The sequence below is a fragment of the Brevibacterium sp. Lmc1 genome (assembly GCF_057654315.1).
In genome coordinates this window covers 2,816,582-2,831,684 of record NZ_CM172803.1, presented here as the reverse complement: position 1 = coordinate 2,831,684, position 15,103 = coordinate 2,816,582, and the positions used below count along the sequence as shown (strand labels likewise).

Here is a 15,103-nt window from a genome sequence, read left to right as displayed (position 1 = left end):
CGGCGGTCACTAGGATGGGAGCATGCGTGAAGAAGACTCCTCGAAGGCGGCCTCGACGGTGAACGCCGAACTGCCCGACGACGAAAACCTCTGGCTCGAAGACATCTACGGCGAGGAGCAGATCGCCTGGGTGAAGGACCAGAACGCGAAGACCCTCGAACGTTTTCACGACGGCCTCTTCGACGACATCTCCGGTGATCTGCGCACTGCGCTGGACTCCGACGACCGCATCCCGATGGTCACCAAACGCGGTGATCACTTCTATAACTTCTGGCGGGACAAGACGAACCCGAAGGGCTTGTGGCGACGCACCTCCTGGGACAGCTACCGCACGGCCACTCCCGACTGGGAGGTGCTGCTCGACCTCGACGAACTGGCCGCAGAGGAAGACACCGCCTGGGTCTGGTCAGGAGCGATGGTGCGCCGCAGCGACAACCGCCGCGCACTCGTCCTCCTGTCCCCGGACGGAGGCGACTCACACCGAGTCCGCGAATTCGACCTCGACGACCGCGCCTTCGTCGACGGCGGCTTCGACATCCCCGCCGCCAAGACACGGTTGGCCTGGCTCGACGACGACACCGTGCTCGTCGCCACCGAAACCGACGCCGACTCACTGACGACCTCGTCCTACCCACGCCAAGCCCGAGCGCTCCGCCGCGGTCAGAGCCTCGACGACGCCCCGATCGTCGCCGAAGTGCCGCGCGACCACGTGGCGATCTTCGTCGGCAGCGACATCCGCACCGACACCGAGGCCACCGACCGCGCCGTCATCATCGACGCCATCGACTTCTTCAACTCGACGATGAGCTTTCTCGACCTCGCCGACATCACGGGCGCAGACGGTTCGCTGTCAGCCGAACCGACGGCATGGGCCGACGCGCTCAACAGGGTCGACGTCCCCACTGACGTCGAGGTCGGCTTCGAGCGCGACCTCGTGCTCTTCCGACCCCAGTCGACGTGGACGTCCGCCACCACCGAGGTGGCCGCCGGCGGCCTCGCCATCGCCGATATCGATGCGGTCAAGGCAGGCGAGATCGCTCCGCGCGTGATCTTCACCCCCGACGCCCACACCTCCCTGCAGTCCTTCACCTTCACCCGGGACTACCTCGTGCTCGAGCTGCTCGCCGACGTGCAGTCGAAGCTCACGGTCCTCGACCTGAACAACAACTTCGCCGAATCCGCTCTGCCCGGAGTCCCGGCCAACCATATGGTCGGCCTCGGCGCGGTCGACAAGTACGACCCGGCCACCGCCAACGACTTCTGGATGGTCAGCACCGGCTTCCTCACGCCCTCGACATTGTCGTACGGCACATTGGGCCCCTCGGACGAAGCTGCGGGAACGAACGAGCCCACCATCGAGGTGATCAAGTCAGCACCGGCGATGTTCGATGCCGAAGGGCTGAGCGTCGAACAGCACTTCGCCACCAGCGCCGACGGAACGAAGATCCCGTACTTCCAGATCGGAGCCGACGACCTCCCGCTCGACGGAGAGAATCCCACCCTGCTCGACGGCTACGGCGGCTTCGAAGTCAGCCGCACTCCCGGATACTCACCCGTCGTCGGCATCGGCTGGCTCAGCCGGAGCACCACCGGCAAAACCCTTCCGGCAGGTCGCCGAGGCGTCTATGTCCTCGCGAACATCCGCGGCGGAGGCGAATACGGACCCGAATGGCACACCTCGGCGATGCGGGAGAACCGCATGCGCTGCTATGAGGACCACTCGGCCGTGGCACGCGACCTCATCGCCCGCGGCGTGACGAGTCCCCAGACGCTCGCCTGTGCCGGCGGATCCAACGGGGGCCTGCTGGTGGGCAATATGCTCACCCAGTATCCCGAGCTCTTCGGTGCTGTGTCCTGCGGAGTGCCGCTGCTGGACATGGCCCGATACACGAAGCTCAGCGCCGGCTATTCGTGGAAGGCCGAGTACGGAGACCCGGACGTGGCCGAGGACTGGGCGTTCATCAGGGAATTCTCTCCCTACCACCTCCTCGAGGACGGTCAGGACTATCCGCCGGTGCTGTTCTGGACGGCCACGTCGGATGATCGGGTGGGGCCGGTGCAGGCCCGGAAGATGGCCGCCCGGATGCAGGCGGACGGAATCGAGAACGTGTGGTTCTTCGAAGACACCGAAGGCGGACATTCCGCCGCTTCGGACAATGAACAGACCGCATTCACCCGGGCGCTGAGCTACCGGTTCATGTGGAACGCACTGACAGGGGAGTAGGTTGGGAGACATGACGAACGAGACGCAGCACTTCCACGGCGAATACAAGGTCATCGGCGGCAAACTCGTCGTCGCCGATGTCACCACCGACGGCAAGACCATCACCGAGGTGAAGATCTCCGGGGACTTCTTCCTCGAACCCGAGGAAGCCTATTTCGACCTGGCACCGGCCCTCGTCGGCGCCAGCGTCACTGCCGATAATGCGGCGCTGCGCGGCCGCCTCGACGAGGCTCTGGCCGGCTACGGTTCGGAACTGGCGATGCACGGCTTCTCCACCGCCGATATCGCCACCGTCGTGCGACGGGCGCTGGGTTCGGCGGCGAACTTCACTGACTTCGACTGGCAGGTCATTCGCGGCGAGGTGCTGCCGACTCAGCTCAATGTGGCACTTGATCAGGTCCTGCTCGAGGAAGTTGCGGCAGGTCGTCGTCAGCCGACCCTGCGGTTCTGGGAGTGGGAGGACACGGCCACCGTCATCGGGGCCTTCCAGTCCTACGTCAACGAGCTGCGGCCCGAAGGCGTGGAGAAGTACGACGTCCAGGTCGTGCGTCGTATCTCGGGCGGAGGTGCGATGTTCATGGAAGGCGGCAACTGCATCACCTATTCGATGTTCGTCCCGCCTGCCCTCGTCGCCGGCCTCGACTATGAGGAGTCGTATGTGTTCCTCGACCAGTGGGTGCTCGCGGCTCTCAAGACTCTCGGCGTTGAGGCGTTCTACAAGCCGATCAACGACATCTCCTCGACCGGAGGCAAGATCGGCGGTGCCGCACAGAAGCGCAATCGCGACGGCACACTGCTCCACCACGCGACGATGAGCTACGACATCGACGCGGACAAGATGGTCGAAGTTCTGCGCATCGGCGAAGCGAAGATCTCCGACAAGGGAGTGGCGAGCGCGAAGAAGCGCGTCGATCCGCTGCGGAGTCAGACCGGTGAGGCGCGCAAAGACATCATCGATGTCATGGCGGACACCTTCGCCACCCGCTACGGGGCCACTTACGGCACCTACACGGAGGAGGAACTCAAGCGGGCCCAGGAACTCGTCGATGAGAAGTTCGGAACCGAGAAGTGGACGCACCGAGTGCCGTGAGCACCTCTGAATCCACCGCTTTCCGGGGCACGATCGTGGCCCTCGGCGGTGGTGGATTCTCGATGTCCGAGACCGGGGAATCGGCCATTGACGACGAGCTGGTGCGCATGGCCGCCAGACGGATCCGCGGCGGCGCTGAGGACGAGGCCGGTGCTCAGAGCGGCTTCGGCACCTCTGTTGGACTCCCGAACGTCTGCTTCGTCCCGACGGCATCCGGTGACAGCCGTGACTACAGCGAAAGGTTCGAAGCGGCATTCGCGGCGCGGGCACGAACCCATGTCCTCTCCCTGTTCGGGCAGAGTCCGTGGGACTACCAGGATCCGGCGATGCTGCTCGACATGGACCTCATCTACGTCGGCGGCGGCTCCACGGCGAACCTGCTCAGCCTCTGGCGGAGGCATGGCGTCGACCAACGGATGAGAGAAGCGGCCGCCGGAGGAACGATCCTCGCCGGCATCAGCGCCGGTGCAAGCTGCTGGTTCGAGGCATCCTCGACGGATTCGTTCGGTCCGCTGGCACCGCTGAACGACGGGCTCGGCTTCCTGCGGGGGAGTGCCTGCCCGCACTTCCATGGAGAATCCGGACGGAAGGAATCCTTCCGGGAATGGATCGCACAGGGCCGACTTCCGGGCCCCGGAATCGCCATCGATGATCATGCCGCGGTCGTATACGTCGACGGTGCGGCCACCTCGGTGATGGTGGAATCCGCGGGGGCGCAGGCGTTCGTCGTTGATACGGGCGGTCGCCTGCACAACCTCGACGAACAGGGCCCCGTCGCATCTGTCAGCCAAGGCGGTTGAGGCGAGGAGAATTTCGGTGCGGACCGGTCGCCGCAACCAGCCGGGCTGTCTGTAGGATTGGGAATCAATCACGTCCCCTTCAATAGGAGAGCCATGCGCCAGGTCGAACCGTCCGTTGAACTGCTCGCCAAGCCCAATATCGATTGGGAAGCGATGAGGACTTACCTCGACGAGGTGGGCGGAACCTCCTGGGCGGACCGGGTCGAAGATGCGGAATCTCCCGACGCCGAGGATCTCCTCGAGTTCTCCGGACGCATGTGCTATCGCTCGTGGGAGCCGGGACTCAACCCGAACGTCTCGCGGGTGCGCACCGATTCCGCGCAGTACCTCGGCAACGTCGTGAAGTCCCAGCACGGATCCGTGCTCGAACACGCGAACTTCACCTTCGTCCTCCACAACGTCTCGCGCGTGCTCACCCACGAACTCATCCGCCACCGCGCAGGATCGGCGTTCTCGCAGGAATCGCTGCGCTACGTCCGCCTCACGGACATCCCGTTCTGGTTCCCCGAGTGGGCCCGCGAAGATCCCGAACTCATGGAACGCAGCCTCAAGGTCCTCGACACCCTCGAGGAGCACCAGCAGTGGATGGCCGATCATTTCGAGCTTGACGAGGAGGGCACGAAGTTCTCCCACAAGAAGCACATGACCTCGTTCATGCGCCGCTTCGCCCCCGAGGGCCTGGCGACCGGAATCGTCTACACCGCGAACCTGCGTTCTCTGCGCCACGTCATCGAAATGCGCACTGCGAAGGGCGCTGAAGAGGAGATCCGCCTCATCTTCAACAAGATCGGCGAGGTCATGCGCGAAGAGGCACCGGCAGTCTTCGCCGACTACGAAGTCGTCGACGGAGAATGGATCCCCGGCACGCGCAAGGCCTGAGACCACGCAAGGCCTGTTGCGAAGCGTCCGGAGACCTCCGATCGCCTCACACCTACAGACACCTGACCCGCCCAGCCACACCTGACGCCGACGTCAGACAGATTTCAGGAGGAACCGTCATGGCAGATATCTACGCAGCTCAGCTCAATCCCGGCAAGCTCGACGTCGTCACCGACTGGGTTGCCAAGCAGGACTGGGCCGCCGAGCTCGACCTCGCGGCGAACCCGCTCGAGACTGTTACCGCGTACCGCTTCGACGACCCTGCCGGCGAAGTGGGCATCGAGATCCACATCGTGAAGAGCGGCGACCAGCTGCTGCAGGTGCCGCTGACCTACCGCGGAGCACCGCTCGAAGGCGCCGACGAAGCATTCGTGGCGAATATGGAGCATTCGGTGCTCGGCAAGCGGTGGGTCTACGGCGGCATGGGTGACCCGCTGTTCCGGCAGCGCCTCGACCACACCATCGCCACCGCGTCGACCGCAGCGAAGCAGTACCGCGTCGATGCTGAGGGCAACCGGGGCGAAGAGATCACCGAGGTGGCCCACGCCTTCGGGACGGGACCTCTGCCGGGTGCCGGCGACGTCGAGATCCTCTACCGCCTGTCGCCCGAGTCTCCGGCGGAGAAGTCCGACGCCGGTCTGCTGTTGGGCCGCTGGGATGGCCAGGACACGAATGTCGTCCTCGCCATCATGGTCTGAGGGCTCGTCAGCACGATCTGAGGGACTCGACCCAGCACCGAACAGGACAATTGACTGACAGCAGGGGAGGAATCGGAACTCATGAGCAGCGACTGCATCTTCTGCCAGATCGTCGCAGGTGACGCACCGAGTGCGCCGATCGCCGAGACCGAGTCGACCTTAGCGTTCATGGACATCCAGCCCGGGTCGGACGGGCATCTGCTCGTCGTGCCGAAACGTCACAGCACGGACCTGCGGGATATCCCGGCCGAAGATCTGTCTGCGGTGGCGCTCGAATCCCAGCGCATCGCCAAGCACGCTTTCGATGCATGGGGAGCCGATGGCGTCAATCTCCTCAACTGCTGCGGTGCCGAGGCGTGGCAGACGGTCTTCCACTTCCATATGCACGTCATTCCGCGCTACCGGGACAGGGACAAAGACCGCTTGCGGCTGCCGTTCGAACCCGGAATCCGCGGGAATCAGGAACTCATCGGATTCCTGGCCGCGAGCATGCGGGAGTCACTCGGCGACGAATGAGGCATTGCCGTGATCGCCGCCGTTGCGCTCGACCTCGCCGAGGCGACTCACAGTGCCCGGACCGCCGGCCGTCTCACCTGGCCAGGTCGATGATCGTCATCCCCGCCGAGGCAGAGGGTGACCCCATCGCCTCCATCGCCGCGGGCGCCTCGTCGAGTCCGATGACAGTAGTGACCAGCTCCTGCGGACGCAATCGTCCCTGAACGACAAGGTCCACGAGCTCTGGGTACTCGGCCGCAGCCATTCCGTGCGAGCCGAGCACGCTGAGCTCGAGAGCGATCACGCGCGGCAGATCGACGACCGGCTCCGCGGGCAGCAGCCCGATCTGCACATGCCGACCCAAAGGTGCCAGAGCACCGATCGCCGCCCGGATCGTGTCCTCCCTGCCCAGGGCATCAACGGTCACAGCCACCCCGTCGGGATCGGTCGACGCGAACTGCGCGACCACCTCGGCGCTCAGCTCCTCAGGGCTGAGATCCCGAGCATTGACGCATCGTGCGGCACCGAACTCACGGGCGGATTCCAAGGCCGCATCGCTGACGTCGATGGCGATCACCTTCGCACCGAGGGCCCCGGCGATCATGATTGTCGACAGTCCCACCCCGCCGCAGCCGAAGACGGCGACAGTCTCGTCCGCGGCAAGGTGAGCCCGCACTCGCAGACCATGGAAGGCCGTGGCGAATCGACATCCGAGCCCGACGACGGCCGCGGCCGGCAGGTCCTCGGGCACGGCCACGAGGTTGGCATCGGCATTGTGGATGACGACCTGATCCGCCCACGACCCGAAATGCGTGAATCCCGGTTGGGTCTGATCGGGGCACACCTGCGCATTGCCGGAAACGCACCACCGGCAGCTGCCGCAACCGCACACAAAAGGAACAGTCACCCGTTGGCCGACGTGGAAGTCCTGTACGCCCACACCCGCCGAGGCGACCCGACCGACCAGCTCATGCCCGGGCACGTGGGGCAGAGTGATCGTCGAATCGTGGCCGGCCCACGCGTGATGGTCGCTGCGGCACACCCCGGTGGCTTCGACGTCGATGACGACGCCCGCACCAGGTGCGGTCGGGGCGGGAATGTCCGTGAGTTCGGGACGGACGGAGAACTGGTCGAAGAGGACGGCGCGCATACCGCCGATCGTAGGCTCGCCGGTGCCGCGACCGCGAAGACGTCCACGAAATGGCGCGGCCGCAGCGACCGGTCAGCACAGCGGGCCCGGCGCAGCCGCAGCGGCTAACCAGCGCAGCCACCAGGCGACTCAGCGCGGATGGACTCCCGCGACTGCCAAGGCATCGAGCAGGCGCGACCGCAGCGACTGCGCCCTGCCGGAGAAATCCTTCTGCCGCTCCATGTACTCGGCCTTGCCCGCAGCGGTCTCGATGGCGACGACCCCGTAGCCCCAACCACGCAGGTCATAGGGGGAGGCCTCCATGTCCAGGGTGCGGATGTCGAGCGCGAGGTCGAAGCAGTCGACGACGAGATCCGAATCAGCGATCGGCGAGATCTTCATCGCCCATTTGTACAGATCCATCCCCGCGTGCAGACACCCGGGCTGCTCGTTGGCGACCATGCCCTCGCGGCTCGGCTGCAAGGTGTTGAGCGGCCGGGCCGGTGCGGTGAAGAAACGGAACGCATCATGATGCGAACACTGGATGCGGTGGCCTTCGACCACGGCATCGGTCTCGGCGGGGCTCAGCCGCAGCGGCACCTGCTGATGCCGGCGCTGCTCGTCGGTGAGACGGTAGACCATCGCCCATTCGTGGATGCCGAAGCACCCGAAGTTCGCTTCCCGACCCAATGTCGACGACAGCAGCGAGGCGATGAACTTCGCTCCGTCCCCACGGTCGGTGCGCCAGGACTCGAGGTCCACCTCGGCGAAATTCTGCGCATCGTCGATGCGATACCACCGACGGTCGAAATACCGACGATCTTCGGCCGTCTCAAGCGCGACACGCACACCCGGCCCGGGATGCCATTTCTTCAGCTGCCCGACCTTGAACGGGTAGTAGGTGAAGAGGAAGTCTTCGACCGGGTGGGTCTCCTGTCGCATCCGCCGGTCGATATGCGCATCGGTGCGCTCGGCGATCCGATGTTCGTGCTCGTCACGCAGCTCGCGCCAGATCTCGGCAGGAACGACACCGTCACCGAGGCGGCCCGACGATGCGTCGGCACGCTCGGTCGCCGCCCTGGATGGGGCGGGAGTCGTGGTCGAGAGTGCGGAAGTCACCGCACCATTGTCCCAGACGGTCGAGTCGGGCTCCAGCTCAGCGACTCGAGCGCTTCGTGCCCTTCGCCGCCGGTGCGGTGAGTGGATCCTCCGGCCACGGATGCTTCGGGTAGCGGCCCCGGTTCTCGGCCCTGACATGGGCATACGCATTCGCCCAAAACGACGCGAGATCACTGGTCACCGCCAGGGGCCGCCTGGCGGGGGAGAGCAGATGCATGCTGACAGGCACCCGGCCGTCGCAGATGCGAGGCACATCGGTCCAGCCGAAGCACTCCTGGAGTTTGACCGCGAGGATCGGGCTCGGGAGCTCGGCGCGCTCGGGATCCGGATACTCGAGGCGGACGTGTGATCCGCTGGGCACCTCGATATGGGTCGGGGCCAGCTCATCGAGCCGAGCCGCCTCGGGCCACGGCAGCAGACCGCGCAGCGCGGAGACGAGGTCCACGCGGGCATGATCGGAGCCCTTCGCGATCCGGTCGAGCGCATCAGGACACCACTGGTCGAGCGTCTCAGAGAGGTGCTCCCACGTGACCTCCGGCCATGGGTCCCCGTAGATCGCGCGGAGCAGTCCCAGCCGGGCGCGCAGCGATTCGAAAGCCTCGGAGGGACGCAGAACCTCGCGGGCTCCTCGCTCGCGCACCGATTCGGCGATGGCACGACGGGCGAGTTCGCGACCGGCCTGGATCGGGGTGGAGGTCAGTTCGATTCCGCCGAGGCGGCTGCGCCGTACCGCACGGACCTTCCCGGACTCGAACGTCGCCGTCTCCTCCGTGTGCAGCAGCCCGGCGCCGGCGAGTTCCGCGGTGTCGACGTCGATGGGAACAGCAGATCGGATGATCGCACGCGATCCGGCCAGGCCCACCTCGGCGATAGCCAACCATGGGCTGCCCTGCAGCGAGGAGTCTCGGGGCAGGCTCGCCGCCGTGCCGGAAGCCAGTAGGTATTCGGAATCGGAGGCGCTGCGCAGCCGCGCGATCTGCAGGGGATAGGACAGCGCCGTGACGAGTCCGAGGTCCTGGGGAGTCAACGCTGTGCCGGAGCCGCCGGTGACTTCAGCGCGGTCGCCGATTCCACCGTTCCCGGTGTCGTCTCCCGTGTCGCCGCCATCGCCACCCTCGCCGCCATCGGAGGCGAACTCGCGTGCGATCGACGCGAACCGTTTGCGGTCCTGAGTGAATCGAGCGTCCTTGCTGCGTCGCAGCTGCCGCAGCAGCGCGGAGAGATCGGCGCCTGGAGCCCTCTGATCGGATTCGATGACGGCGACTGCTTCTGCCGCACGCGCGGGTGAGAGCAGGGCAGCCCCGTCGAGGAGGCCACGTGCCGACCACACCGAGGCGGGAACCGCCGCGATGGCCCGCCCCGTCTGGGTGACGTTCAGTGCTGATATCGGGAACTCGGCAGTGTCGGGGAGCTCACCGGTGGGGCGCTCACCGGCGGAGCGCTCGCCTCCTGCACCGTCCATTGCCGCTGCCGAGATCTCCACGGCTCCCAAAGCGACCAGGTTGTCGACCGCCTGCCGTTTCGGTCCGGCCGGCAGCGGATCTGGCAAGAGGGTCTCGTCGCCGCCCCACACAGCGAGTGCGAGCACTGCGGAGGTGAGATCGGAGGTCGCAATTTCGGGAGGAGTGTGCTCGGGCAGGCTTGCCCAATCCGCCTCTGACATGCACCGATACGCAACACCCGGTCCCTGCCGGGCGGCACGACCGGAGCGCTGTGTTCCCGAAGCCTTCGACTCCCGCATCGTGACCAGCCCGGACATGCGACGCCGCGTATCCAGCCGTGGTCCTCGGGAGAGCCCGGAGTCGACGACGATGCGGACCCCATCGATCGTCAGCGCCGACTCTGCCACCGAGGTCGAAACGATGACGCGACGGTTCCGTCCCTCGTCGGTGCGTGGGCGCAGAATCGCGTCCTGCTCTTTCGCGGGGGTCCGCCCCGTGAGAGTGTGCACCTCGATCGTGTCACCGGTACCCGAACCACCAGAGCCGATCGGTCCGCCATCACCCGAACCGCCACCTGATTCCACACGGCGCTGCACGCGAGAGGCCACCTCGTCGACTTCGCGTGCACCGGGAGCGAAGACGAGGACGTCGCCCTCACCGGTCTCAGTCAGCGCACGCACCGTCGTCGCCGCCAGATGATCAAGGAAATCCCAGGTCACACCCCGCGCATCAAGGGGCCGATCCTTCGCCGGTGCCCACCGTATCTCCAAGGGATGAGGATCGGCGGACACCGGCAGCAGCGTCGCCGGCGACTGCGGTCCGTCACCGAGACGCGCGGCCCACAGCTGCGCATCCAAGGTCGCCGACATGACGACCACGGACAGGTCCTCGCGCAGATCAGCCAATTCCCGGCACATCGCGAACGCGAGATCCGTATCCAGCTGCCGCTCATGCACCTCGTCGAGAATGACCCCGTCGATACCGGTCAGCTCCGGATCGCGCAGCAGCCGGGACAGAAGCACACCCGTGGTGACGAACTCGATCCGTGTCGCCCGCGAAGTCCGCGATTCACCGCGGACGGTGAACCCCACCACCTCGCCGAGGCGGGTCCCCGTCAACGACGCGAGCCGCCTGGCCGCGGCGCGGGCCGCCATCCGCCGGGGCTGGGTGACGATGATGCGGCCCGGACCGGCCACGTGCTCAGCGATCATCGGCGGCACCACGGTGGTCTTACCGGTTCCGGGAGGAGCCTCCACGACCAATCTCGGGGCGGGGGCCGCCTCGCCGAGGCCCAGCTCATCGATGAGCGCGGCGGCGGGCAGGCCGGCCCCGATACGGGCGAGATCGAAGGTGTGCGGGAGGTGCGGATCGGGCATGCCACCAGTCTCTCAGCAGGGCGGCCCCGCCCGCACACGGGACACAGCGGGGGATCTGTGGAGACCCGATCGCGGATCGATGAGCACCGACGCGCGGAAGGCACCAGGCACTGACTAGACTGTGACACATGCGTATCGCCAGATTTGTACATCAGGACGAACCCAAATACGGAGTCGTCGAGGGTGAAGTGCCGCCGATCACCGACGGAAGCTGGGACACGTCGGGACTCGAACTCGCCGTTCTCGACTCGGACCCCTTCTTCTCTCCGGCCCAATCGACGGGGGAGAGGCTGAAGATCGACGATGTGCGTCTGGTCAGCCCCATCCTGCCGCGTTCCAAGGTGATCGGCGTGGGCCGCAACTTCGCCGCACACGCAGCAGAACTCGGCAACGAGGTTCCCGTGACTCCGGTGACCTTCTTCAAACCGAACACCGCGGTCATCGGCCCCGGCGACCCCATCCGCCTGCCCGCGATCAGCGAATACGTCTCCTATGAGGCCGAACTCGCCGTCGTCATCGGCCGTGTGGCCAAGGGTGTGAAGGCGGAGAACGCCTTCGACCATGTTCTCGGCTATACCGCGAGCAACGATGTCACCCTGCGCGACCTCCAGAAGTCGGACAAGCAGTGGACGCGGGCGAAGGGCTTCGACACCTCGGCCCCGCTGGGTCCCTGGATCGAAACCGAACTCGACGTCGACGACCTCGGCATCCGCTCCTGGGTCGACGGGGATCTCAAGCAGGACGGCACCACCGCCGACTTCATCTTCGATATCCCGACCATCATCGAACACCTGTCGGAGACGATCACCCTGCTGCCCGGCGATGTCATCCTCACCGGAACCCCGGAGGGGGTCGGCCAGATCGTGTCCGGCAACCGCGTCGACATCGCCATCGAAGGACTCGGCGTCCTGTCGAACCCGGTCATGGACGCCTGAACCCACCGCCGCCTCGGCGATCGCATCCACGGAACACCAGAGCCGCCGAACCACCAGCGCCACCGCGCACACCACAGACTCACACCCGAGAAGATCACGCAAAGGACAATCGTGAGCGTCAAAGTTCGTTTCTGCCCATCACCCACCGGCACCCCGCACGTCGGTATGGTCCGCACAGCCCTGTTCAACTGGGCCTATGCCAAGCACACCGGCGGCAAGTTCGTCTTCCGCATCGAGGACACCGACGCGGCACGTGACTCCGAGGAGAGCTTCGGTCAGGTCGTCGAGGCGCTGAAATGGCTGGGCCTGGACTGGGACGAAGGCATCGAGGTCGGCGGAGACAACGGACCCTACCGCCAGTCCCAGCGTGGCGAGATCTACGCCGACGTCATCGAGAAGCTCAAGGCCGGCGGCCACATCTACGAGTCCTACTCGACCAACGAGGAAGTCGAAGCCCGGCACAAGGCCGCAGGCCGTGACCCGAAGCTCGGCTACGACGGGTACGACCGCGACCTCACCGACGAGCAGAAGGCTGCCTTCCGCGCCGAGGGTCGCGAACCCGTGTGGCGCGTGCGCATGCCCGATGAGGACATCACCTTCACCGACCTCGTGCGCGGCGACATCACCTTCAAGGCCGGCACCGTTCCCGACTTCGTCGTCGTTCGTGCCAACGGCCAGCCGCTGTACACCCTGGTCAACCCCGTCGACGACGCGCTCATGGGCATCACCCATGTGCTCCGCGGCGAGGACATCCTGTCCTCGACCCCGCGTCAGATCGCTCTCTACGAACACCTCAAGGCCATCGGCATCGCCGAGGCGACTCCCGAGTTCGGCCACCTGCCCTACGTCATGGGCGAAGGCAACAAGAAGCTGTCGAAGCGCGACCCCGAATCGAATCTGTTCCTCCATCGCGAGAACGGATTCATCCCCGAGGGACTCATCAACTACCTCGCCTTGCTCGGCTGGTCCATCGGACCCGACCGCGACGTGTTCAGCGTCAAGGAATTCACCGAGGCCTTCGACATCCACGACGTCCTGCCCAACCCGGCCCGCTTCGACGTGAAGAAGGCCACCGCCATCAACGCCGACCACATCCGCCTCCTCGAGCCGGATGACTTCCGTGACCGTCTGGTGCCGTATCTCCAGGCCGCCGAGGTGCTCCCAGAGTCCCCGACAGATGCTCAGCTGGCGATCCTCAACGAGGCGGCTCCGCTCGTGCAGACCCGCATGAAGCTGCTCGGAGAGGCTCCCGACCTGCTCGCGTTCCTCTTCACCTCCGATGACGACCTCGTCATGGCCGAAGACGGACTGAAGACGCTCAAGGACTCCGCCCCCGAGGTGCTCGCCGCCTCCATCGAGGTCCTCGAAGGGCTCGACGACTGGACCACGGCGAAGCTCGAAGAGGTGCTGTCGGCGAAACTCGTCGACGAGATGGAGATCAAACCGCGCCTGGCCTACGGACCCCTGCGTGTGGCCGTGTCCGGCCGCAAGGTCTCACCACCGCTGTTCGAGTCGATGGAGATCCTCGGCAAGGACTCCTCGCTGAAGCGCCTCAAGGCACTCGCGGCGCAGCTGTGACCATGGTCGAGCAGAAGAACTGGACCCGTGGGGGACTGCACTTCCGTGACGTGACGGTCACCGTGCCCTTCGACCATTTCGGACGGTCGGGGGAGGCCGCCTCGGCGGGGGAGAACGCCGCGACTGCCGCCTCGGGGAAGGTGGATCTGCCGGATACGATCGACGTGTTCGCCCGGATCATCGCCACCGAGGCGGACAGTCAGAAGCCCTACCTCGTGTACCTGCAGGGCGGGCCCGGCGTGGAAGCCCCGCGCCCGGGCGTCGTCGGCGGTCCCGGCGGCTGGGTGAAGCGTGCCCTCGAGGAATTCCAGGTCGTCATGCTCGACCAGCGTGGAACCGGAAGATCGAATCCGATCGGCTCTGTCGATGGGGCCATCACCGGACTGGAGACGGTAGGGGACGACCCGGCCGCGATCGCCGAGGCGCTGTCCTTCTTCCGTGCCGATTCGATCGTCGAGGACGCGGAGATCCTGCGCCGCCACCTCGGCGCGGAAACCTGGTCCCTGCTGGGGCAGTCCTTCGGCGGCTTCACGACTCTGCGCTACATCTCCGCGCATTCGAGTGCCCTTCACGAGGTGTACTTCACCGGCGGTCTGCCGGCGATCGGCCTCGACCCGGCGACCGTCTACGGACGCACGTGGGAGGGCATGATCCGCAAGTCCGAGCAGTATTACGCAGCGTTCCCCGGCGACCGTGAGAAGCTGCGGCGCCTCGTCGACCTTGCGTCTGTCGGTGACGGTCTCGCCCTGCCTGGGGGAGCGCGGGCGACGCCGGAGCGGATCCGTCTGCTTGGGCACTTCCTCGGCGCCTCGGATGGTCCGGAGAAGCTGCATTATCTGCTCGACCTCGACTTCTCTTCGGGAGCTTTCCGGCATGACCTTGCCGCGTCTCTGCCGTTCTCGGGGCGCAACCCGCTCTATGCCGTCATCCACGAATCCTGTTGGGCCGACGGCACGGTGACGAATTGGGCGGCCAGGCGGGCGATGCCCGATGCCGTGGTCAAGGATCCGACGCTGCTGGCCGGCGAGCATGCCGGGCCGGAGTCGCTGCATGAGGATCCGGAGCTTACGCCCTTCGCCGAGGTGGCCGAGCTCGTCGCCGCGCGTCAGTGGCCCGGTCTCTACGATGTCGACGCTCTGCAGGCCGCCTCGGTGCGTGGTGCGGCGGCAGTGTACTTCGAGGACGCGTACGTGCCGGTGGAGTATTCGCTGGCCACGGCCGAGCATCTCTCCGGGGTGCAGCCGTGGGTGACGAACGAGTACGAACACAACGGTCTGCGCGCCGACGGCTACCGGGTCCTCGACCGGCTCATCGGCCTCGCTCGCGGGTGAGGCCGGG

Annotated in this window: 12 protein-coding genes; 9 read left to right on the top strand and 3 right to left on the bottom strand. The window is 66.1% G+C overall.

Features of this window, described 5'->3' with window-relative positions:
- Positions 1-22 precede the first annotated feature (22 nt).
- From AC239G_RS12690 to AC239G_RS12665, 6 genes are all read left to right on the top strand, one after another.
- Positions 23-2,224, top strand: coding sequence for a prolyl oligopeptidase family serine peptidase (locus tag AC239G_RS12690; protein ID WP_487488998.1), 2,202 nt, complete (start codon positions 23-25; stop codon positions 2,222-2,224).
- Positions 2,225-2,234: 10 nt separating this feature from the next.
- On the top strand, positions 2,235-3,314 hold the full coding sequence (gene lplB, locus AC239G_RS12685) for a lipoate-protein ligase small subunit (RefSeq protein ID WP_139468854.1): 1,080 nt from the start codon (positions 2,235-2,237) through the stop codon (positions 3,312-3,314).
- Entirely contained in the window at positions 3,311-4,114 is an 804-nt protein-coding gene (locus tag AC239G_RS12680) for a Type 1 glutamine amidotransferase-like domain-containing protein (protein WP_482400498.1), read from the top strand. Before lplB ends, AC239G_RS12680 begins: the two co-directional genes overlap by 4 nt.
- 93 nt (positions 4,115-4,207) lie before the next feature.
- A complete protein-coding gene (thyX, locus tag AC239G_RS12675; protein WP_139468853.1) occupies positions 4,208-4,993 on the top strand; it encodes an FAD-dependent thymidylate synthase in 786 nt (261 codons plus the stop codon).
- A gap of 119 nt (positions 4,994-5,112) precedes the next feature.
- On the top strand, positions 5,113-5,691 hold the full coding sequence (locus tag AC239G_RS12670) for a maltokinase N-terminal cap-like domain-containing protein (RefSeq protein ID WP_139468852.1): 579 nt from the start codon (positions 5,113-5,115) through the stop codon (positions 5,689-5,691).
- Positions 5,692-5,772: 81 nt separating this feature from the next.
- Complete coding sequence (locus AC239G_RS12665) at positions 5,773-6,207, top strand: HIT family protein (RefSeq protein ID WP_139468851.1); 435 nt, start codon at positions 5,773-5,775, stop codon at positions 6,205-6,207.
- Between the two features lie 73 nt (positions 6,208-6,280).
- Here the strand turns inward: AC239G_RS12665 and AC239G_RS12660 are convergent, their stop codons facing one another.
- The 3 genes from AC239G_RS12660 to AC239G_RS12650 all read right to left on the bottom strand — a co-directional run bounded on the left by AC239G_RS12660 (position 6,281) and on the right by AC239G_RS12650 (position 11,252).
- On the bottom strand, positions 6,281-7,336 hold the full coding sequence (locus AC239G_RS12660) for a zinc-binding dehydrogenase (protein WP_487488997.1): 1,056 nt from the start codon (positions 7,334-7,336) through the stop codon (positions 6,281-6,283).
- A gap of 129 nt (positions 7,337-7,465) precedes the next feature.
- On the bottom strand, positions 7,466-8,434 hold the full coding sequence (locus AC239G_RS12655; RefSeq protein ID WP_345788947.1) for a 3-methyladenine DNA glycosylase: 969 nt from the start codon (positions 8,432-8,434) through the stop codon (positions 7,466-7,468).
- A 37-nt stretch (positions 8,435-8,471) separates the two neighbouring features.
- Entirely contained in the window at positions 8,472-11,252 is a 2,781-nt protein-coding gene (locus tag AC239G_RS12650) for an ATP-dependent RNA helicase (protein WP_487488996.1), read from the bottom strand.
- 128 nt (positions 11,253-11,380) lie between these two features.
- On the opposite strand from AC239G_RS12650, the gene AC239G_RS12645 reads away from it, so the two are divergent.
- The 3 genes from AC239G_RS12645 to AC239G_RS12635 all read left to right on the top strand — a co-directional run bounded on the left by AC239G_RS12645 (position 11,381) and on the right by AC239G_RS12635 (position 15,096).
- Positions 11,381-12,187 carry a fumarylacetoacetate hydrolase family protein gene (locus AC239G_RS12645; protein WP_139468848.1) on the top strand — a complete coding sequence of 269 codons (807 nt, stop codon included), beginning with the start codon at positions 11,381-11,383 and terminating at the stop codon, positions 12,185-12,187.
- Between the two features lie 111 nt (positions 12,188-12,298).
- The gene (gene gltX / locus AC239G_RS12640; protein ID WP_139468847.1) at positions 12,299-13,765 is read left to right on the top strand and encodes a glutamate--tRNA ligase; all 1,467 of its coding nucleotides are present in this window, start codon (positions 12,299-12,301) and stop codon (positions 13,763-13,765) included.
- A gap of 2 nt (positions 13,766-13,767) precedes the next feature.
- Positions 13,768-15,096, top strand: coding sequence for an alpha/beta fold hydrolase (locus AC239G_RS12635; RefSeq protein ID WP_487488995.1), 1,329 nt, complete (start codon positions 13,768-13,770; stop codon positions 15,094-15,096).
- Positions 15,097-15,103 lie beyond the last annotated feature (7 nt).

Excerpts from the sequence above, each read along its gene's own strand:
- AC239G_RS12670 (WP_139468852.1), top strand. The coding sequence starts at position 5,113 with ATGGCAGATATCTACGCAGCTCAGCTCAATCCCGGCAAGCTCGACGTC.
- AC239G_RS12635 (WP_487488995.1), top strand. The coding sequence starts at position 13,768 with ATGGTCGAGCAGAAGAACTGGACCCGTGGGGGACTGCACTTCCGTGAC.
- thyX (WP_139468853.1), top strand. The coding sequence starts at position 4,208 with ATGCGCCAGGTCGAACCGTCCGTTGAACTGCTCGCCAAGCCCAATATC.
- AC239G_RS12660 (WP_487488997.1), bottom strand. The coding sequence starts at position 7,336 with ATGCGCGCCGTCCTCTTCGACCAGTTCTCCGTCCGTCCCGAACTCACG.
- AC239G_RS12665 (WP_139468851.1), top strand. The coding sequence starts at position 5,773 with ATGAGCAGCGACTGCATCTTCTGCCAGATCGTCGCAGGTGACGCACCG.
- AC239G_RS12645 (WP_139468848.1), top strand. The coding sequence starts at position 11,381 with ATGCGTATCGCCAGATTTGTACATCAGGACGAACCCAAATACGGAGTC.
- AC239G_RS12650 (WP_487488996.1), bottom strand. The coding sequence starts at position 11,252 with ATGCCCGATCCGCACCTCCCGCACACCTTCGATCTCGCCCGTATCGGG.
- lplB (WP_139468854.1), top strand. The coding sequence starts at position 2,235 with ATGACGAACGAGACGCAGCACTTCCACGGCGAATACAAGGTCATCGGC.
- AC239G_RS12690 (WP_487488998.1), top strand. The coding sequence starts at position 23 with ATGCGTGAAGAAGACTCCTCGAAGGCGGCCTCGACGGTGAACGCCGAA.